The following is an 18,005-nucleotide window of genomic DNA, read 5'->3' on the forward strand; positions in this document are numbered from 1 at the left end:
GAGATTGATTTAATCTCAATCGCTCCGGTCATAAGACCATCGCGTTTATACTCACTCGTTGTTCAGTTTTCAAAGATCAAACTTCGTTTCGTTACCGGAAGCTCATCGCCTCAGCAACTTTTATAGTATATCATGTTCGGCTCAACTTAGCAAGCTCTTTTTTTAAATCTTTTTTTCAGATTTAATTATGAAAGCTTGTGATTTGATTCAAGTAACAACCAAATCATTGGCCGGAATATTAATATAACACGCATTGTTGTATTATGCAAGTCTTTTTCTGAAATTATAATTTAATTGCATATATAAGGTGCCGACCGTTTGCCTAATCATGCAATTCATATCTGCGGCACCTGCTGATAAATCAGTAGCCTTTCTTCTTCCTTGGCCAAAGCGTATAACTGAAACTGATAACGAAATCAATACCAACAATCCATGCCCACAGTAATGGAACTTGCTTAAGCGCTTCGGTACGCTCGGGGTCATTAACCACTACAATCATGAGAAAGATCAGAATCGAACCGATGACCCAAGCCAGCGCATGTCTAAACCACCCTTGCCGCTCTCGTCTCGCATGTGCCTTTCCGTATTTGGGTGCCTTTTGGGGCTTAGCCCCTCCCCCAAAACGATAGGCGAACCGTTCGTCCGCCCAATGAATCATCCGGTGGCCAAAAGCAATGGTTACACCGATGTACACCGCAGCCAGCCCATGCATAAATTCCGCCTCGGCTCCGCCGCGCAGATCCATAATCGTAAGAATGATCAAGAGAAGGTCAACTACAGGAGTCATCAACAGCAGCGCGGCACCGCCCTTTTTCCATCCTGCCAAATACCGGACGCTAAGCCCGGCTAACACCAAAACCCAGAAGGCTATTTCGCACCCTACAATCCATATACCGATCAAACCTATCCCACTCCTTATTTAATACAAATGTGCTAAAATCAATTTATCACAGTCGTACTAAATAAATCAAGCACGTGGTATAATGAGTACATGCCCAAAATTGTTGATCATGAACTACAGAAAACCAAAGTAGCCGAGGCCACCTGGCGCGTCATTCAGAAGCACGGTATCGAGCAAGCTTCCGTCCGAAACATTGCGGAAGAGGCCGGGATCTCCGTAGGCTCGATGAGGCATTATTTTTCAACCCAATCCGAGCTCCTGTCCTATTCCATGAAACGGGTATCCGAGCGGGTATCGCAGCGAATATACGATACGGTCTTCTCCGGTGACCTGATGCAGGACATTCCTTCTCTTCTGCATGAGGTTCTCCCTACCGACAACGAAAAGCGGCTGGAAATGGAGGTGTGGTTTTCTTTTGTCGTCAAGTCGCTGTCGGATGATTCCTTACGTACGCTGCGCCATCAGGTGGACGACGAGCTGCGGTCGATTTTCGTTACCGTATTCAACGGCTTATCAGAGGGCCAGCTCCTGCTTCCCGGTCTGGATTTTGCCATCGAAGTGGAACGCTTCTACGCCGTCCTCGACGGCCTGGCCATCCATGCCGTAATGCGTCCGGAGCGTGTGACCCCTGAGGTCATGGTCGCGGTCATAAAACGGCATTTGTTATCCTTATGCCAGCCGGATGTCCATTCCATGGCACAGAAGCCAGACTCAAATGCAAAAAAGGAACAGCCGCGTGATACATGATCACGACAGCTGTTCCTTTTATTTATTTTCCCTAAAAGCCTGAAAACTACTCCTGACGATTCCGCATATGCGGGAAGAGCAGCACGTCACGGATCGACGGAGAATCCGTCAGCAGCATCACCAGACGGTCGATGCCGATACCCAGACCACCGGTCGGCGGCATGCCGTACTCCAGCGCGGTGAGGAAATCCTCATCCATTTCATGCGCTTCGTCATTGCCCTGCTCGCGTTCCTTCAGCTGTGCTTCAAAACGCTGGCGCTGATCGATAGGGTCGTTCAGCTCGCTGAATGCATTGGCATGCTCACGGGCCACGATAAAGAGCTCAAAACGGTCAGTAAACCGCGGATCCTGCTCGTTTTTCTTCGCAAGCGGCGAAATTTCCACCGGATGCCCGGTCACGAACGTCGGCTGAATCAGCGTTTCCTCAACAAATTCCTCGAAGAACGCGTTCAGAATATGACCGAATGTCATGTGCGGTTCGACTTTGACGTTATGTTCTTTGGCCAGACGGTGAGCTTCCTCGTCCGTCATATGCACGCCGAAGTCCACGCCTTTGACTTCCTTGACCGCATCTACCATGGATACCCGGCGCCAAGGCGGAGTCAGGTCGACTTGATGCCCTTGATAGTTGATGACTTTGGTGCCGAGCACTTCCTGCGCAATATGCGCGATCATGTTCTCGGTTAGGTTCATGATGTCTTTGTAATCGGCATAAGCCTCATACAGCTCGATCATCGTAAATTCCGGATTGTGGCGGGTGGAAATACCCTCGTTACGATATACGCGTCCGATTTCGTATACTTTCTCAAGACCGCCCACAATCAAGCGCTTCAAGTGAAGCTCGATGGCAATCCGCATATACAGCTGCATGTCCAGCGCATTATGATGCGTAATAAACGGCTTGGCCGCGGCTCCGCCGGCAATCGCATGCAGTGTCGGAGTTTCAACTTCCAGGTAGCCCTGTGAATCCAGGTAACGGCGCATCGATTGAATAATCCGCGAGCGGGCAATAAACGTCTGCTGTACTTCCGGATTGATGATCAAATCCACATAACGCTGACGGTAACGAAGCTCCACGTCCTTGAGGCCATGGTATTTATCCGGCAATGGATAGAGGGATTTCGACAGAACCTCCACCTCGCTGGCCTTGATCGTCGTTTCCCCGGTCTTCGTCTTGAACATCGTTCCGGCGATGCCGACGATATCGCCCAGATCCAGCAGGCGGAACGCCTCAAACGCATGCTCAGGCACGGAATCCTGACGCACATAGATCTGGATTTTGCCGCTCAGATCCTGGATATGGGCAAAAATGGCCTTACCCATGCCGCGCTTTGCCATAATCCGTCCGGCAACGCGAACTTCAGCATGCTGCTCGTCCAGCTCTTCTTTCGTCATACCGTCATATTTACTCAGCAGATCGCCTGCCATGCTGGTTCTCTCGTATTTTTTGCCAAAAGGATCGATCCCCAGTGCACGCAGCTCGTCCAGCTTGCTCCGGCGGATTTTCAGCATCTCGCTTAATTCAATTTCCTGTTCCTGATTGTTCACTTCTTCTGACATGGTCAGTCTTCATCTCCTTCATTTCACTGCTATACCTCTCCCGCTTGTCCAAGCGGCATGCCGTCTGCCATCTATATCCGAAAATAACCCCACCAAGTGGGGCCTTTCCTTTGCCTCGACGTTAGCTCAAGTGTTACATTCCACAATCTTGAAAAAAAGCTTCCTCAAGGAAGCTTTCTTTCAATCCTAAAGCATGGATATTACTTTTTGATATCGATGATTTTATATTGAATGACGCCCGCAGGAACGTTTACATCCACGACGGTTCCTTTTTGCTTGCCGATGATTGCTTTGCCGACCGGGCTTTCATTGGAAATTTTATTGTTCAGCGGATCTGATTCGGCACTACCGACGATCGTATATTCCATCGTATCGCCGAATTCCAGGTCCTGCACCGTTACCGTAGCACCTACGCCCACAATGTCCGTGTTGATCTCATCATTGTTGATGATCCGGGCATTGCGCAGCATTTTTTCCAAAGTAATGATTCGGCCTTCAATAAAAGCCTGCTCGTTCTTGGCGTCTTCGTATTCGGAGTTCTCACTGATATCACCGTAGCCGATGGCAACCTTGATGCGCTCCGCGACTTCGCGGCGCTTCACCGATTTCAGGTTCTCGAGTTCGTCTTCCAGCTTCTTAAGTCCGTCCTGTGTAAGAATGACTTCTTTATCGCTCATCTTAACCGATTCTCCTGTCATGTAAATAAATTAAAAAACACCCTGCTTCCATAGAATGAACTAAAGAAACTTACGTTCTTGCTCCGTGGTCAGGAGATGGCAATGCTTACTTTAGTTCAATCTATATATATGCAAAACTATATGCAAAATTTGAAGGATCAGAACATCCTCCTGCTGCTTGTTAAACGAAGAGTCGAATTTATACTGCAAAATTATATGGTAACCGTTTCAAAATGTCAATGACAGGGGTGCAGCCGCGGCCGCCCATCTTATTGGGCCACCGCTTCCACACCTTTTTCCTCGGCTTCCATTTCGGCACGCTGGTTCAGGTTCGCCACAAAATCCTCCAATATTCCGACCATTTCGTCGCGCTTCGTTCCTTCCATAATCTCATCCTTGATCCGCGCGGACCCTTTGAGACCTTTCAGGTACCATGCCAGATGCTTGCGCATTTCGCGTACCGCCACGAACTCGCCTCTCAGCGCGATCAGACGGTCCATATGAAGAATCGCGATGCGGATCTTCTCTTCAGCCGCAGGTTCCGGAAGCAGCTCACCGCTCTTGAGGTACTCAATCGTACGGTACAGCATCCACGGATTTCCCAAAGCGCCGCGTCCGATCATAACCCCGTCACATCCGGTTTCGTCGAGCATGCGCCGCGCGTCTTCCGGCGTAACCACGTCACCGTTACCGATGACCGGGATCGATACCGACTCTTTAACTTGCTTTATAATGTTCCAATCCGCATGTCCCGTATACAGCTGTTCCCGGGTTCTGCCGTGCAGGCTGACTGCCTGGCCTCCGGCGCGTTCTACCGCTTGGGCGTTCTCCACCGCGTAAATGTGGTCGCTGTCCCATCCGGTTCGCATTTTCACGGTCACCGGTTTATCGACTGCATCCACGACCGCGGAGACCATTTCATAAATTTTCTGGGGATCGAGCAGCCAGCGTGCACCGGCGTCGATTTTGGTCACTTTCGGAGCCGGACAGCCCATATTGATATCAATGATATCGGCGTTGGTCTGTTGGTCCACAACTTTGGCCGCCTCCACCAGGGAATCCCGGTCCCCTCCGAAAATCTGCAGGCTGAGCGGCTTCTCGCGCTCATCTACATATAGCATTTCCCGCGTGCGCTGGTTGCCGTGAACGATTGCCTTGCCGCTGACCATTTCTGCGCAGACCAGACCCGTTCCGAATTCCTTGGCGATAAGACGGAACGCAGGATTACACACGCCCGCCATCGGTGCCAGCACGACTTGGTTTTTCATTTCAATATCGCCAATCTTCAGCATCGCGTCATTTCCCCCCTTATTATTCATTGTATATACATAAGCAGTATTCCTGCTTCTCAAAAGTCTAACCGTTCCTCAGTTCCTGAACAGATACACCCAGTGCTTCCGCTACTTTGATCAAAACCTGTTCTTCTGCACGACGGTTTCCCCGTTCGATGGCCCCCAGCACCGCAAGCGATATGCCGCACTTGGCTGCGAGCTCCTGCTGCGTGTAGCCTTTTAGCTTCCGGAAGGCGCGGACGCGCTTCGCCAGCTGCATGTTTTCCAAAGCTGCAGACCTTCCTTTCCATCCAGCTTATCCAGAGCTGTCTCTACGATTGTATATAAGCCGGAAGGCTCGTCGGGAGGAACGATATCGGATAAGGGAACCAGCACGAAGGCTCGCTCCTCCATCCGGGGATGCGGCAGCACCAGTTCTTCCGTGTTCTCCCTGCGGCCCTCCATCCAGATTAAATCCAAATCGACGGTCCGGGGCCCCCAATGGATCTCCCGAATGCGCCCAAGCCCGTTCTCAATCCCCTGCATCACGTGCAGCAGTTCATGGGAATCCAAACTTGTGCGGACGCACACGGCCATATTTAAAAAGAGGGGCTGGTCCACATAACCCACAGGCTCCGTCTCATAAAGGTGGGAACAGCGGGCTACCGTAATGCGGGGATCCTCATCCAGGCGCCGAATAGCTTCCATCAGCGTATGCTCGCGGTCACCCAAATTTGCCCCTAAAGCAATATAAGCCTCTGATAGCTCAGAGGTGAAATGTGCATTCATGGTGGAGTCTCACTTTCTTGTTCTATGCAGCTCCACAGTAACACCCTGAAAGTGGATGTCAAATGGAGGATGCGGTTTGGTCACTTTGACCGTCAGTGCATTGATACTAGTATAAGTGTCCAGTACAACAGATGCAATACGTTCGGCTAAAGCTTCAATCAGGCGAAAAGACTCGGTTTCTACCACGTTTTTGACCGTTTCGTGGACTTCGGCATAATTTACCGTTTGGGTGAGATCGTCGTTCTCTCCGGCTGCGCGCAAATCCAGCTCCATGTCCAGATCGACGTAGAAGCGCTGGCCGAGCTTGCGCTCTTCCTCGAACACGCCGTGATACCCGTAATACTCCATGCGGTGAATGACCATTCTATCCATTTTCTACTCCCGCCTCCCCAATAATCAACATCGTATCAAATGATCCTGTATATAAAACGTTATTCCCGACTCACAACCGCTGAAGTGTATATCATCGCATCGCACATTTTGACGGTTCTTTTGATCGATTTCACATCGTGGACCCTCACCAGCTGGCAGCCCTGGGCGATTCCGAACGCCACCGTGGCCGCGGTGCCCTCGACCAAATCATCCACCGGCAGATCCAGCACGCTGCGGATGAACTTTTTGCGGGACGTGGCCAGCAGCACAGGATATCCAATCTGATTCAAACGGTCCAGCTGAGTCATCAGCTTCAAGTTGTGCTCTCCGTTTTTGGCAAATCCGATCCCCGGGTCCAAAATAATATGTTCCGCACGAACTCCGGCCGCCAAGGCGAGGCGCACGCTCTCTTCCAGGTCGGCGACAACGTCCTCCACAAAATCGGTGTAGTCCATGTCCTGCCGGTTATGCATCAGAATGATCGGACAGCCCAGCTCGGCTGCCACCTTCAGCATGTCCGGATCGCCTTTGCCTCCCCAAATATCGTTGATGATATGGGCACCGGCCAGAATGGCCTGGCGAGCCACTTCCGCCTTGTACGTATCGATCGAGATCGGAATGTGCGGGGCCGCTTTATGGATCGCCTCAATCACGGGAATCACGCGGGCCAGTTCCTCTTCCGCGGATACCGGCGTATATCCCGGCCGGGTTGATTCTCCTCCGATATCGATCAGGTCGGCGCCGTCCAGCATCATTTTGAGCGCATGGCGTACGGCCGTGTCCGGATCCACATACCGGCCGCCGTCGGAGAAGGAATCGGGCGTTACATTTAAAATGCCCATCACCTGGGTAGACTGTCCGAGCCTCAGCACGGCTTGACCCATTGTAAAGTTACGTTCGTAGATTGTCGTTTTCACTGTCAAATCCCTGCTTTCTGTCGGTACAAATCGAGCAGCCTGCGGGTGATCGGGCCGGCCGCGCCTCGACCCACCGTTCTGCCCGTTCCCTGCCTGTCCAGCAGGAGCGTAACGGGCACAAGCTCCTGGATAGAGCTGGTCACGAACACCTCATCTGCGGCCAGCAGATCTTCCCACGTATACAGGCCTTCCGTGCAGCGGATGCCTGCCGCGCCGGCGAGCTCAAGCACAACCTGGCGCGTAATGCCGGGCAGCAGCCCGGTGGATGCATCAGGTGTATAGAGTTCCCCTTCTTTCACAAAAAACACATTGCTGACGACGCCTTCGCTGACATGTCCGCGCACATCGAGCATCAGGCCTTCCGCCTGGCGGGAACGCGGATCACTCACAGCCGCCAGTTCTCTTTTCGCCAAAATGTTGTTCATGTAATGGAGCGACTTCAAGCGGATCGGAGCTTCGGGAGAGTTGCGCCGCGTTTCCAGCAGCTGCAGGGCTTTCCCTTGCGTGTAGAGGTTCTCAGGCACCTCCGGCAGCGCCTTCACAAGCAGAACATGATTGGGACGGCTGTACTCCTCCCCGGGAAGCCCGAGAACATCAACGCCAGCGCTGACGGTATAACGGATGTAAGCCTCCTCAAGGCTGTTCTCCTTCATCAAGGCTTCAATCCAGCCAGGCATGGAAGCAAGGGCATCCTCCGGCGAAAAGGGAATGCCCAGCATCCGGCAGCCCTCCGCCATCCGCTTTAAATGCCTCTCCAGCAAAAAGGGCCGGCCGCGGTATGTCCGCAGCGTCTCAAACAACCCCATTCCGTATAAAAAGCCGTGATCCATTACAGGTACCACGGCGTCGGCGGCATCCACGATCCCGCCGTTCAATCCTATCTTCTTCATGCTTTAGCGCCTGCGGTCTGCTTCAGGAAATTGCGCAGTATTTGATGTCCGTAATCGGTGATGATCGACTCCGGATGGAACTGGACGCCTTCAATCGGATACTCCTTATGACGCAGTCCCATAATCTCGCCTTCCTCGGTTTCTGCGGTGATCTCCAGGCAGTCCGGCAGACTGTCCCGCTCAACAAGCAGCGAATGGTATCTTGTCGCTGTAAATGGCGAAGGAAGGCCTTCGAACACGGAGTTGCCGTGATGATGGATCGGCGATGTTTTGCCGTGCATCAGCCGTTCAGCACGGATGACATTGCCGCCGAATGCCTGCCCAATGGCCTGGTGACCCAAGCATACGCCGAAAATCGGGATTTTGCCTTTAAAATTCGCAATCGTCTCCAGGCTGATCCCCGCCTCGTTCGGCGTGCAGGGGCCCGGGGAAATCAAAATATGGTCGGGTGCAAGCTCCTCAATGCCGGACACGGTAATTTCATCGTTGCGGTATACCTTCACTTCCTGTCCGAGTTCCCCCAAATACTGCACCAGATTGTACGTAAAAGAGTCATAATTGTCGATAACCAAAATCATATGCTCATCCCCTTATCCCAGATTTGGCGGCGGATTCCTCTTCGCTTGCGAGAACCGCCAGGATCATGCCTTTGGCTTTGTTTTGGCATTCCCGGTATTCCCGGTAAGGGTCGGAATCGATGACGATTCCCGCCCCGGCCTGGATATATCCCGTACCTTCCAGGACGGCCATCGTTCTTATGATAATATTTAATTCCATATTGCCGTTGTAGTCAATCCAGCCGATTGAGCCGGTGTATGGCCCGCGCCTTACGGGTTCCAGCTCCTCGATGATCTCCATCGTCCTCACCTTAGGGGCGCCCGTGATGGTTCCTCCCGGGAAAAAGGCGGCGATCACGTCGTATACGCCTTTGCCCGGAGCGAGCCGGCCTTCCACCTGAGAAACGAGGTGCATCACATGGGAGTAATGCTCGACCGTCATCAGCTCCGGGACGTGTACCGAGCCGTACGCAGCCACCTTCCCCAAATCGTTGCGTTCGAGATCCACCAGCATGATATGCTCGGCTCTCTCCTTCTCGCTGCCCAGCAGCTCGGCCGCCATGGCCGCATCCTCCTGCGGGGTCAGCCCCCGGCGCCTCGTGCCGGCGATCGGGCGGGTGCTGATCCGCTCCCCCTGAAGCTTCACCAACAGTTCCGGGGAGCCGCTGACCAGCGTGAAACCCGGTGAGCGCAAAAGCCCCATGTAAGGGGAAGGGTTCAGCAGGCGAAGCCATTCATAGGCCTGCTCCGGCGGCGAATGCAGGTCCAGCTCCTGACGGAGCGACAGATTCACCTGGAAGACGTCCCCTTCGCGAATGTACTGCTGGATGGCCCGCACAGCCTGTTCGAAGGATTCCTGCGGGAATCCGGTACGCAGCTGCGGCCACTCCATCCGGGGGGACAGCTCCTCTGCCTGCTTTCGCCGCCGGTCCGCTTCGGCCTGGATCCCGCCGTCCAGGTTCACCATGGACAGCCACAGCGACTGCATGGACCGGGCACGCTCGGCAGCCTCCTCGTAAAGCACACCCAGCCTTTGCCCGATCAGATCCCTGTCCAGCCCTTCTGCATCAAAATGCACATGGACCGTGCAGTACACCTTCCGGCTGTCTGCATCATGTACCCACAACTCTTCCATCCGCATCCACAAATAATCCGGGAATGCCGGAAGATCGGCTGCGGTGGAAGGCAGATTTTCAAGGGAACGAACGATGTCATACCCTAGAAAGCCAACGCATCCTCCAAGAAGGGGCGGCAATTCTGGATCCGGCTGCTGGGGAGCCCGGTACGGCGCCATCCACCGCTGCAGCACCTGCAGCGGACTTCCGTCCACCTTCTCCGTCGCCCCGCTCAGCAGGTGCGTCACGACGCCACCGTGATCTTTTCCGTGAAGAACCGACACCGGACGCAGCCCCAGGTAGGTGTACCGCCCTTCCTTACCGCTCTCGAGTACGAAGGAATAGTGCGAAGCCTGTTCCCAGGCTGACGTCCAAGCCGCCGGGAGCTCCCCTTCTTCCTGCCGGTCCCATTCTCCGGACGACAGCACATATGGAAACATCGTGATGCCCTCTGCGGCCCAAGTCATCCATTGATCCAAGGTGATCAAACCGCGCTCATTTCTCTTCATTTTCTGATCCCCTTTTAGTAACAAGACCCGTCTATTGGTTGTCAGTATACTTGGAGTCGGCAGGTTTGAAAAGACTTTTTCCAAAAAGATACCTGATTTGGCTGCCAATGAGCAGCAATATGAACAAAAAAAACCTGCAGCCGGATAGACCGGCAGCAGGGGCGAGAGTTTTTACAATCTATAAGACGCTAATTACGCCTCAAAGTTATACAGCGGTGTGCTCAAATAGCGTTCGCCGTTACTTGGGATGACTACCACGACACGTTTGCCTTTACCGAGCTCTTTGGCCACTTTGAGTGCGGCGAACACGGCAGCGCCGGAAGAAATACCGGACAGGACGCCTTCTTCTTTGGCGACACGGCGTGCCGTTTCAAAGGCTTCGTCGTTCTCCACGTGAATGATTTCATCGTAGATGTCACGGTTAAGGATATCCGGAATAAAGTTGGCGCCCAGACCTTGAATTTTGTGCGGTCCTGGTTTGCCTCCTGCCAGAATTGGAGAAGCCGCAGGCTCAACAGCCACGATCTTGATGTCAGGGAAGCGGTTCTTCAGCACTTCGCCGGCACCGGAAATCGTTCCGCCCGTTCCGATTCCTGCCACGAAGGCGTCGAGGGATCCGCCAATGGATTCAATCGCTTCCACAATTTCCGGACCCGTCGTTTCGCGGTGAATCTTCACGTTGGCCGGGTTTTTGAACTGCTCAGCCATAAAGTAATCCGGATTTTCCTTCACGATTTCTTCGGCTTTCTTAACGGCACCGTTCATGCCTTCAGCTCCCGGTGTCAGAACCAATTCTGCACCGTAAGCGCGAAGCAGGTTGCGGCGCTCGAGGCTCATCGTTTCAGGCATGACGATCACGGCTTTATAGCCTTTGGCTGCAGCTACCATAGCCAGACCGATACCGGTGTTGCCGCTTGTCGCTTCCACAATCGTACCGCCAGGCTTCAGAAGGCCGTCCTTCTCCGCTTGTTCGACGATGCTGATCGCAATCCGGTCCTTAACGCTGGAGCCCGGATTTTGATATTCCAGCTTCAAGTAAATTTCCGCGCTGTCTTCCGGTGCAAGCCGGTTCAGCCGGACAAGGGGTGTTCCTCCGATTAATTCCGTTACGTTGTTGACGACCTTAGCCATAGGTAAATCCTCCCTGTTTATAATGAATTTGATGAATAACTGCTGTATACAAAATTCTAGAAAGAGAATCTGGCTGGCTTGGATCAAACTATATCCGAGTAAATAAGTAGGTATTTATACCTTCATCTTATCAACCTTCCACCTCAATGTCAATACGAACCCGGACGTAAGGCCTGGTTGTAAACAAAGAAAACATCCTGAAAACGTAGGTTAGCCAGGGCTCATCATCTTGCCTGCCGCTTCTGTCGTTTCAGGATGCTTTGGATGGCGATATTTTGATCAAAATTTTGGCGTCATATTTGTTTCTCAACTGTTCTTCCAGCTGCGAAAGGGGAACCGCCTCGCTTAAGGCCAGCTGTTTGCGGGCCTCCCGAATGATCTCCTCGCTGCTCTTGGTACTGCCGTTCTCCACGCTGATCAGCTGGACGACCGCATATCCGTCATTTAGCCGTACCGGACCCGCTGCGTCCCCTGGCTTCAGGGTTGAGGCTGTCTGCAGTACTTCCGGAGCAATAAAAGGATCATCCTCCTCCACCGTCCCCAGATCGCCGCCTTGATCGCGTGTAAATTCATCCAGGGAGTACGCTGCCGCCAGCGTGCCGAAATCCTCTCCCTGCTGCAGTCGGTCAAGCACCCGATTCGCCTCATCTTCGGTATCCGTCTGAATCCAGGCAAGATGATAAGCCTTCTTGGCTGCAAACTCCTCTTGATGCTGATCGATATAACGCTGTACCTCCGCATCCGTGATGCGAATTCCTGCGGTTGCGATCTTTTGCAGTGTGAGACGGTACTCGGTTTCCGCCCGGATCTCCTCGGGAGTCAGGTTCAGCTGGTCGGCCATCTCCCGATAATAGTCGTCCGGGGAAGCGTAACCCTGCATTTCCCGGTTAATCTCCTCCGTCACTTCCTCCGGGGTCACCTTAATTTTCAGGGACTGGGCTTCCGCATATACCGCCTTGTGATTCAGCATCTGCGTCAATGCTTCCTCCCCGTGCGTCCGTTTCAGCTCCTCGACCCAATCGCTTTCCGTAATGGTGCTGCCGTTAAAAGACGCCACCGCATCCGCCCCTGCTTGCTTGTCTTCAGCCGGTGACGGCTCATCTGCCGGTTTAAGTCCACGGATGACAATCAGACTCCCCATAAACAACACGCCCGCTGCCAAAATAATGACCGCGGCCCACAGCCCCTTCTCCTGTCTGGTTATCATATCATCGAACCCGCCCCTTACTTCATGGCTTGTTCAAGAATTTGCTGCAGTTGTTCCCTGTCAAAATCATACGCTTCATTGCAGAAATGGCACACCACTTCCGCCTGTCCATCTTCCTCAATCAAACGCTCCAGTTCCGCTTGGCCCAGGCTGACCAGCGTTTGCTCTACCCGCTCACGGGAACACTGACAGCGAAACTTGATGTCCATTTCTTCGAGAACCTCTACATCGGGAAGCAGCTGCTTCAGCATATCTTCCAACTCCAACCCTTGGTCCAGCAGGGTGGTTACCGGCGGAATCGCGCTTACCGCCTGCTCGATCGCCGTGATTTCCTCATCGGAAAGGCCCGGAAGCAGCTGAATGATAAAGCCGCCGGCCACGAGCACGGAATTGTCGGGAGCGACGAGTACGCCGAGGCCAACCGCAGTAGGGGTTTGCTCCGATACGGCAAAATAATACGTAAAGTCCTCTCCGAGCTCTCCCGAAATAATCGGTACGCTTCCGCGGTAAGGCTCTTTGAGGCCCAGGTCTTTCGTTACGTGCAGGTATCCCTCACGGCCAACCGCGCCGGCTACGTCGAGTTTTCCCTGGCTGTTGCTCGGCAAATGGACATGCGGATTAGTGACGTATCCCGTCACTTCGCCAAAGGAGTTGGCTTCTACGACGATCTGTCCAATCGGTCCGTCGCCCTTGACTTGAATGCTGAGCTTTTCCTTGCCCTTCAGCATGGCGCCCATCATACCAGCGGCTGTCAGCGTGCGTCCCAGCGCCGCTGTGGCGGTAGGCCACGTATCATGCCTTCTGCGAAGCTCCTCCACGAGAGCCGTCGTTCTCACCGCGAAAGCCCGGACCCGTCCGTTCATGGCCGTGCCCCGGATGAGGCGGTCCTGTTTGTTTTCCATTATGTGTACTGCCTCCTTTATTGGATGAGCCGGGAAGGCTCTGCCATTATCTATCTATTTTACCGCAAAACAGGCCTTTTTGGGGATCCGGTTGATCTTTCTGGCAATTCAGCGGTTGCGATCATAAATAATCCGGAGACCGTCGAGCGTCAGCAGCGGATTCACTTCCTGGATGACCTTCGTTTCGCTGGCGATCAGATCCGCCAGTCCGCCCGTTGCGACCACTTTCAGGGAGGGCACCTGCATCTCGCCGCGAATCCGCTCTACAATGCCGTCAACCTGCCCGGCGTATCCGAAAATAATGCCTGCCTGCATCGCATGGACTGTATTTCGCCCGATGACCTTTTTGGGCTTCTCCAGCTCAATCCGAGGCAGCTTCGATGCACGCTGATACAGCGCTTCGGTCGCAATGCCGATGCCCGGCACGATCAGGCCGCCGAGATAGGCGCCTTTGGGATCGATGCAGTCAAATGTGGTAGCCGTGCCAAAATCGATCACGACGAGCGGGCCCTGGTACTTCTCCACGGCGGCAACGGCGTTGGCGATCCGGTCAGCCCCGACCTCGCGCGGATTTTCGTAACGCAGATTGAGCCCGGTTTTAATCCCCGGTCCCACGATGAGCGGCGAATGGTGGATATATTTTTGGCACATCTCCTCAATGACATGGACCATAGGCGGTACCACCGAAGAAATAATCACGCCCTCAATATCGCTAACCGGGATCCCGGACATCTGAAACATGTTCCGGAACATAATGCCGTACTCGTCCGGCGTGGAATGATTGACCGTGCTGAGACGGAAATGATGCAATAGCTCCCGGTTTCTGTATATCCCCAAGACGATGTTCGTATTCCCGATGTCGATCACCAGAATCACGGGGGCTATCCCTCCTTCACCGCATTGAGATCAAGGCTGATGTCCAGGCTGTCGAAGGAATACGTCAGTCTGCCGACCGAAATGACGTCGACGCCGCAGGCCGCGATCCCCTTCACAGTCTTCAAAGACACGTTGCCGGAAGCCTCCACGGTCACATGCGGGGACTTGGCCTTAATACGCCGGACAGCCTCTTTCATCAGATCCTGGCTCATGTTATCCAGCATGATGATGTCCGCACCGGCTTCCAGCGCTTCCTCGACCTGCTCAAGCGATTCCGTCTCCACTTCGATGGTCATCGTATGCGGGATAAACGCCCGGGCACGCTCCACGGCCTGGCGGATTCCGCCAGCGCCTTTAATATGGTTGTCCTTGATCATCACAGCATCGTACAGCCCGAAGCGGTGGTTGGCTCCCCCGCCGACGCGCACCGCGTATTTCTCCAGCATGCGGTGTCCCGGCGTCGTCTTCCGGGTATCGACCAAGCGGGTAGGCAGGCCCTCAAGCGCATCCACGAACGAACGTGTCCGGGTCGCAATGCCTGACAGGCGCTGCAGCAAATTCAAGGCCAGCCGCTCCCCCGTCAAAATCCGGTGCGTGCTGCCTTCCACGACAGCGAGTACCGTTCCCTTCTTTACAAAATTGCCTTCCGATACTTGAGGCGTGAATGTGAGCGCCGGGTCCACGACTTGAAACACAAGCTCCGATACGGGCAGTCCGGCTACCACGCCATCTTCCTTGGCATGAATGATTCCCTTGGATTCATGACCGGCCGGGATGGTCGACAGCGTCGTCACATCTCCCGACCCGACGTCCTCTCTCAGCCACAGCCGGATGGATTCCACAAGACTTTCATCATATCCGTTAAACGTCATCGCTGATTTCCTCCACTATTTCTTGATCCCGCCGCTGCAGCAGATGCTTGCGCCAGCCTTCGTCATCCCGCAGGGGGAAGTCTTCGCGGTAATGCGCCCCACGGCTCTCTTCCCGGGACAATGCCGCGCTGGTCACCAGCAAACTGCTGGTCAGCATGTTGGCAAATTCAAATTCCTCACGCTTGCTCAGTCCGGACTGAAAAATCGGCAGCTGGCGCTTCAGTTCATCCAGCCCCTTCAGCAGCAGCGTCTTGTTCCGGCGCAGACCAACGTACCGCACCATCACCTTCTGAAGTTTGAGCCGACGCTCTACAATGGCCTGCCTTGGCGATTCCAGACGCCCCTCATCGACCCGGATATCTTTAGGCTCCCAGTCCAGTGGGGACAGTTCCCGCAGGCGGTTCACAATACGCCGTCCAAACACGATCGCTTCAGAAAGCGAGTTGCTGGCCAGTCGGTTGGCGCCGTGAACACCGGTCGAGGACACTTCGCCGCAGGCAAACAGCCGCTTGATGCTGCTCTCGCCGTTCAGGTCCGTTTTGACGCCGCCCATCATATAATGCGCAGCCGGAGCCACTGGAATCCAGTCCGTCGACATATCCAATCCGTAAGTCATGCACGTTTCGTAAATGGTCGGAAACCGATGCTTAAGCATATCCTCCGGCTCATGGGTAATATCCAAATAGACGAAGGTGGATTTCGTTTCGTCCATTTCGCTGAGGATCGCCCGGGCGACAATGTCGCGCGGCGCCAATTCGAGCAACTCATGGTATTTCTCCATAAAACGTTCGCCTTTAATATTCCTCAGAACGGCGCCTTCGCCCCGAACCGCTTCGGAGATTAAAAACCTCGGAGCACCCGGATAACAAAGAGCGGTCGGGTGAAACTGAATAAACTCCATATCGCGGACCTCAGCCCCTGCCCGATAGGCAATCGCCACACCATCGGCCGTGGCCACTTCCGGATTAGTGGTATACCGGTAGAGCTGTCCCGCGCCGCCGGAACAAAGCACGGTCGCGTTAGCCTGCACAAAGATCCGCTGTCCATCCGGGCGCTGAACCAGTGCTCCCTTGCACTCGCCGTCTTCTGTAATAACGTCTATTACAAAGTGATGCTCCCATACCTCAATATGATCATGCTCCGCAACCTTCTCCGCCAGCGCTCTGACAATTTCGTAGCCGGTCGCGTCCCCGTTGGCATGCAAAATTCGCCGGTGGCTGTGTGCGCCTTCCTGGGTCAGGGCAAGCTCCCCGTTCTCCAGGTCAAACGTTGTGCCGAGCCGGATCAGCTCCTTGACGCCCTCCGGGCCTTCATTGACCAAGAGGTCCACCGAGGAGGATGAACACAGCCCTGCCCCCGCCATCAGCGTATCCTGCCGGTGATACTGCGGGGAATCATCTTCCGAAATGACCGCGGCAATCCCCCCTTGAGCGTACCGGGTGTTGCTTTCGAGCAGTGCTTTTTTCGTGATCATGATGACGTGCCGGTCCTGGCTTGCCTGAATCGCCGTATACAACCCGGCTATGCCCGAGCCGATGACGATGACATCCGTCTTGGTCCGGGGCAAAGTCTGCAGATCAAAGTCAACCAGATATTGTGGAATCATGTGCCTGTTCACCTGTCTTAAGAGAAAGAGTAGCGCATGCTACTGTACTTGTAACATGCGCTCTAAAGAAGTTCTGGCTTTATCTGCAACAACCGGCGGCACGTAGATTTGCGGCTTCATGGTTTCCAGACACTTCACCAGTTTTTTCAGATTGTTCACCTTCATGTTCGGGCATACCAAAAACTTGGTGGCGAAATGAAACTCCTTATCCGGGCTGTCGAGACGAAGCTGGTATCCGGTACCGTCTTCGGTTCCAACGATAAACTGTTTGCTGCTTGATTTTTTGCAGTATTCCAAAATCGCCGTGGTGCTGCCGACGAAATCGCCCATGGCTACGACCTCCGGACGGCATTCCGGGTGTACGACAAATTCGGCGTCGGGATATTTGGCTTTCATCTCCACAACGTCTTTTACCGTCAGCATATCATGCGTATTGCAGTACCCTTCCCAAATGATGAGCTTCTTGTCGGTATGCTGCTGCACATAGTGACCCAAATTTTTGTCCGGTACCCAGATGATCTCATCGGAATCGACCGATTGAATCACCTTTACCGCATTGGAAGAGGTACAGCAAATATCCGTTTCCGCCTTGATCTCTGCCGAAGAGTTGATATACGTAACGACTTTGGCGTTAGGATGCTGCGCTTTCAGTTTGCGGAGTCCGTCCACGTTGACCATATCGGCCATTGGACAGCCTGCACGCTCATCCGGAATCAGCACCGTTTTGTTCGGAGCCAGAATCTTAGCGCTTTCACCCATAAAATGAACGCCGCAGAAGACGATGACTTCCGCATCGGTTTGAGCCGCTTTCTGGGCAAGCAGGAAGGAATCGCCACGGAAATCCGCTACTTCCTGAATTTCATCCCTTTGATAATAATGCGCCAAAATAATGGCGTTTCTTTCCTTCTTTAGCTTAAGCAGCTTCTCCGTCAGTTCCCGCTTTTGTTCCTGCTTATGCTCCAGTGCCAGAGCTTCCACCAGTAACCCACTCCCTCTGAAATCCCATGATTTTACCCGGTTGATGGCTTCATAACCTCATAACATCATGAATAGTTTGTGAAAATTCTCCCAAAGTTGCCCGTTGCAACCTCGAGACCATCTTGTT

Annotated in this window: 19 protein-coding genes; 1 reads left to right on the forward strand and 18 read right to left on the reverse strand. The window is 53.7% G+C overall.

Features of this window, described 5'->3' with window-relative positions:
• Nucleotides 1–361 precede the first annotated feature (361 nt).
• Nucleotides 362–901: a hypothetical protein gene (locus MKY74_RS03545; RefSeq protein WP_076176698.1), complete on the reverse strand. Its 540-nt coding sequence runs from the start codon at nucleotides 899–901 to the stop codon at nucleotides 362–364.
• Nucleotides 902–991: 90 nt separating this feature from the next.
• Here MKY74_RS03545 and MKY74_RS03550 point away from each other — a divergent pair, with 90 nt between their 5' ends.
• Nucleotides 992–1,648 (forward strand): TetR/AcrR family transcriptional regulator, encoded by a 657-nt coding sequence (locus MKY74_RS03550; protein WP_076176697.1) that lies wholly within the window; start codon nucleotides 992–994, stop codon nucleotides 1,646–1,648.
• 46 nt (nucleotides 1,649–1,694) lie between these two features.
• On the opposite strand, the gene lysS is transcribed toward MKY74_RS03550, so the two are convergent.
• The 17 genes from lysS to nadA all read right to left on the reverse strand — a co-directional run bounded on the left by lysS (nucleotide 1,695) and on the right by nadA (nucleotide 17,878).
• A complete protein-coding gene (gene lysS, locus MKY74_RS03555) occupies nucleotides 1,695–3,209 on the reverse strand; it encodes a lysine--tRNA ligase (RefSeq protein WP_076176696.1) in 1,515 nt (504 codons plus the stop codon).
• Nucleotides 3,210–3,409: 200 nt separating this feature from the next.
• A complete protein-coding gene (gene greA / locus MKY74_RS03560; protein ID WP_076176695.1) occupies nucleotides 3,410–3,886 on the reverse strand; it encodes a transcription elongation factor GreA in 477 nt (158 codons plus the stop codon).
• 269 nt (nucleotides 3,887–4,155) lie between these two features.
• Nucleotides 4,156–5,178 carry a tRNA dihydrouridine synthase DusB gene (dusB, locus tag MKY74_RS03565; protein WP_076176694.1) on the reverse strand — a complete coding sequence of 341 codons (1,023 nt, stop codon included), beginning with the start codon at nucleotides 5,176–5,178 and terminating at the stop codon, nucleotides 4,156–4,158.
• A gap of 64 nt (nucleotides 5,179–5,242) precedes the next feature.
• Nucleotides 5,243–5,446 carry a helix-turn-helix domain-containing protein gene (locus MKY74_RS03570; protein WP_076176693.1) on the reverse strand — a complete coding sequence of 68 codons (204 nt, stop codon included), beginning with the start codon at nucleotides 5,444–5,446 and terminating at the stop codon, nucleotides 5,243–5,245.
• Complete coding sequence (gene folK / locus MKY74_RS03575; protein WP_076176692.1) at nucleotides 5,398–5,946, reverse strand: 2-amino-4-hydroxy-6-hydroxymethyldihydropteridine diphosphokinase; 549 nt, start codon at nucleotides 5,944–5,946, stop codon at nucleotides 5,398–5,400. The genes MKY74_RS03570 and folK overlap by 49 nt, the downstream gene beginning before the upstream one ends.
• Nucleotides 5,947–5,955: 9 nt before the next feature.
• A complete protein-coding gene (gene folB / locus MKY74_RS03580; RefSeq protein ID WP_076176691.1) occupies nucleotides 5,956–6,318 on the reverse strand; it encodes a dihydroneopterin aldolase in 363 nt (120 codons plus the stop codon).
• A 59-nt stretch (nucleotides 6,319–6,377) separates the two neighbouring features.
• A complete protein-coding gene (folP, locus tag MKY74_RS03585) occupies nucleotides 6,378–7,202 on the reverse strand; it encodes a dihydropteroate synthase (protein WP_089550450.1) in 825 nt (274 codons plus the stop codon).
• Nucleotides 7,203–7,237: 35 nt separating this feature from the next.
• A complete protein-coding gene (locus tag MKY74_RS03590; protein ID WP_076176689.1) occupies nucleotides 7,238–8,125 on the reverse strand; it encodes an aminotransferase class IV in 888 nt (295 codons plus the stop codon).
• Nucleotides 8,122–8,703, reverse strand: coding sequence for an aminodeoxychorismate/anthranilate synthase component II (gene pabA / locus MKY74_RS03595; protein ID WP_076176688.1), 582 nt, complete (start codon nucleotides 8,701–8,703; stop codon nucleotides 8,122–8,124). The genes MKY74_RS03590 and pabA overlap by 4 nt, the downstream gene beginning before the upstream one ends.
• 4 nt (nucleotides 8,704–8,707) lie before the next feature.
• Nucleotides 8,708–10,306, reverse strand: coding sequence for an anthranilate synthase component I family protein (locus MKY74_RS03600; protein ID WP_076176687.1), 1,599 nt, complete (start codon nucleotides 10,304–10,306; stop codon nucleotides 8,708–8,710).
• Between the two features lie 192 nt (nucleotides 10,307–10,498).
• Nucleotides 10,499–11,437 carry a cysteine synthase A gene (gene cysK / locus MKY74_RS03605; protein WP_076176686.1) on the reverse strand — a complete coding sequence of 313 codons (939 nt, stop codon included), beginning with the start codon at nucleotides 11,435–11,437 and terminating at the stop codon, nucleotides 10,499–10,501.
• Between the two features lie 250 nt (nucleotides 11,438–11,687).
• Nucleotides 11,688–12,644, reverse strand: a complete 957-nt coding sequence (locus MKY74_RS03610) for a peptidylprolyl isomerase (protein ID WP_084204274.1) — start codon at nucleotides 12,642–12,644, stop codon at nucleotides 11,688–11,690.
• 17 nt (nucleotides 12,645–12,661) lie between these two features.
• Entirely contained in the window at nucleotides 12,662–13,546 is an 885-nt protein-coding gene (gene hslO / locus MKY74_RS03615) for an Hsp33 family molecular chaperone HslO (protein ID WP_076176685.1), read from the reverse strand.
• A gap of 108 nt (nucleotides 13,547–13,654) precedes the next feature.
• On the reverse strand, nucleotides 13,655–14,422 hold the full coding sequence (locus MKY74_RS03620; RefSeq protein ID WP_076176684.1) for a type III pantothenate kinase: 768 nt from the start codon (nucleotides 14,420–14,422) through the stop codon (nucleotides 13,655–13,657).
• 5 nt (nucleotides 14,423–14,427) lie between these two features.
• Entirely contained in the window at nucleotides 14,428–15,294 is an 867-nt protein-coding gene (gene nadC, locus MKY74_RS03625; protein WP_076176683.1) for a carboxylating nicotinate-nucleotide diphosphorylase, read from the reverse strand.
• The gene (gene nadB / locus MKY74_RS03630; protein WP_076176682.1) at nucleotides 15,284–16,900 is read right to left on the reverse strand and encodes an L-aspartate oxidase; all 1,617 of its coding nucleotides are present in this window, start codon (nucleotides 16,898–16,900) and stop codon (nucleotides 15,284–15,286) included. Before nadB ends, nadC begins: the two co-directional genes overlap by 11 nt.
• Nucleotides 16,901–16,939: 39 nt before the next feature.
• Nucleotides 16,940–17,878, reverse strand: coding sequence for a quinolinate synthase NadA (nadA, locus tag MKY74_RS03635; RefSeq protein ID WP_076176681.1), 939 nt, complete (start codon nucleotides 17,876–17,878; stop codon nucleotides 16,940–16,942).
• Nucleotides 17,879–18,005: the final 127 nt, after the last annotated feature.

The organism is Paenibacillus sp. FSL R5-0378 (assembly GCF_038009285.1).
Classification (GTDB): Bacteria; Bacillota; Bacilli; order Paenibacillales; family Paenibacillaceae; genus Paenibacillus_AQ; species Paenibacillus_AQ favisporus.

Excerpts from the sequence above, each read along its gene's own strand:
- MKY74_RS03550 (WP_076176697.1), top strand. The coding sequence starts at position 992 with ATGCCCAAAATTGTTGATCATGAACTACAGAAAACCAAAGTAGCCGAG.
- lysS (WP_076176696.1), bottom strand. The coding sequence starts at position 3,209 with ATGTCAGAAGAAGTGAACAATCAGGAACAGGAAATTGAATTAAGCGAG.
- MKY74_RS03590 (WP_076176689.1), bottom strand. The coding sequence starts at position 8,125 with ATGAAGAAGATAGGATTGAACGGCGGGATCGTGGATGCCGCCGACGCC.
- MKY74_RS03600 (WP_076176687.1), bottom strand. The coding sequence starts at position 10,306 with ATGAAGAGAAATGAGCGCGGTTTGATCACCTTGGATCAATGGATGACT.
- nadC (WP_076176683.1), bottom strand. The coding sequence starts at position 15,294 with ATGACGTTTAACGGATATGATGAAAGTCTTGTGGAATCCATCCGGCTG.
- greA (WP_076176695.1), bottom strand. The coding sequence starts at position 3,886 with ATGAGCGATAAAGAAGTCATTCTTACACAGGACGGACTTAAGAAGCTG.
- dusB (WP_076176694.1), bottom strand. The coding sequence starts at position 5,178 with ATGCTGAAGATTGGCGATATTGAAATGAAAAACCAAGTCGTGCTGGCA.
- folB (WP_076176691.1), bottom strand. The coding sequence starts at position 6,318 with ATGGATAGAATGGTCATTCACCGCATGGAGTATTACGGGTATCACGGC.
- MKY74_RS03610 (WP_084204274.1), bottom strand. The coding sequence starts at position 12,644 with ATGATAACCAGACAGGAGAAGGGGCTGTGGGCCGCGGTCATTATTTTG.
- cysK (WP_076176686.1), bottom strand. The coding sequence starts at position 11,437 with ATGGCTAAGGTCGTCAACAACGTAACGGAATTAATCGGAGGAACACCC.
- folK (WP_076176692.1), bottom strand. The coding sequence starts at position 5,946 with ATGAATGCACATTTCACCTCTGAGCTATCAGAGGCTTATATTGCTTTA.
- nadB (WP_076176682.1), bottom strand. The coding sequence starts at position 16,900 with ATGATTCCACAATATCTGGTTGACTTTGATCTGCAGACTTTGCCCCGG.
- hslO (WP_076176685.1), bottom strand. The coding sequence starts at position 13,546 with ATGGAAAACAAACAGGACCGCCTCATCCGGGGCACGGCCATGAACGGA.
- pabA (WP_076176688.1), bottom strand. The coding sequence starts at position 8,703 with ATGATTTTGGTTATCGACAATTATGACTCTTTTACGTACAATCTGGTG.
- folP (WP_089550450.1), bottom strand. The coding sequence starts at position 7,202 with ATGGGTCAAGCCGTGCTGAGGCTCGGACAGTCTACCCAGGTGATGGGC.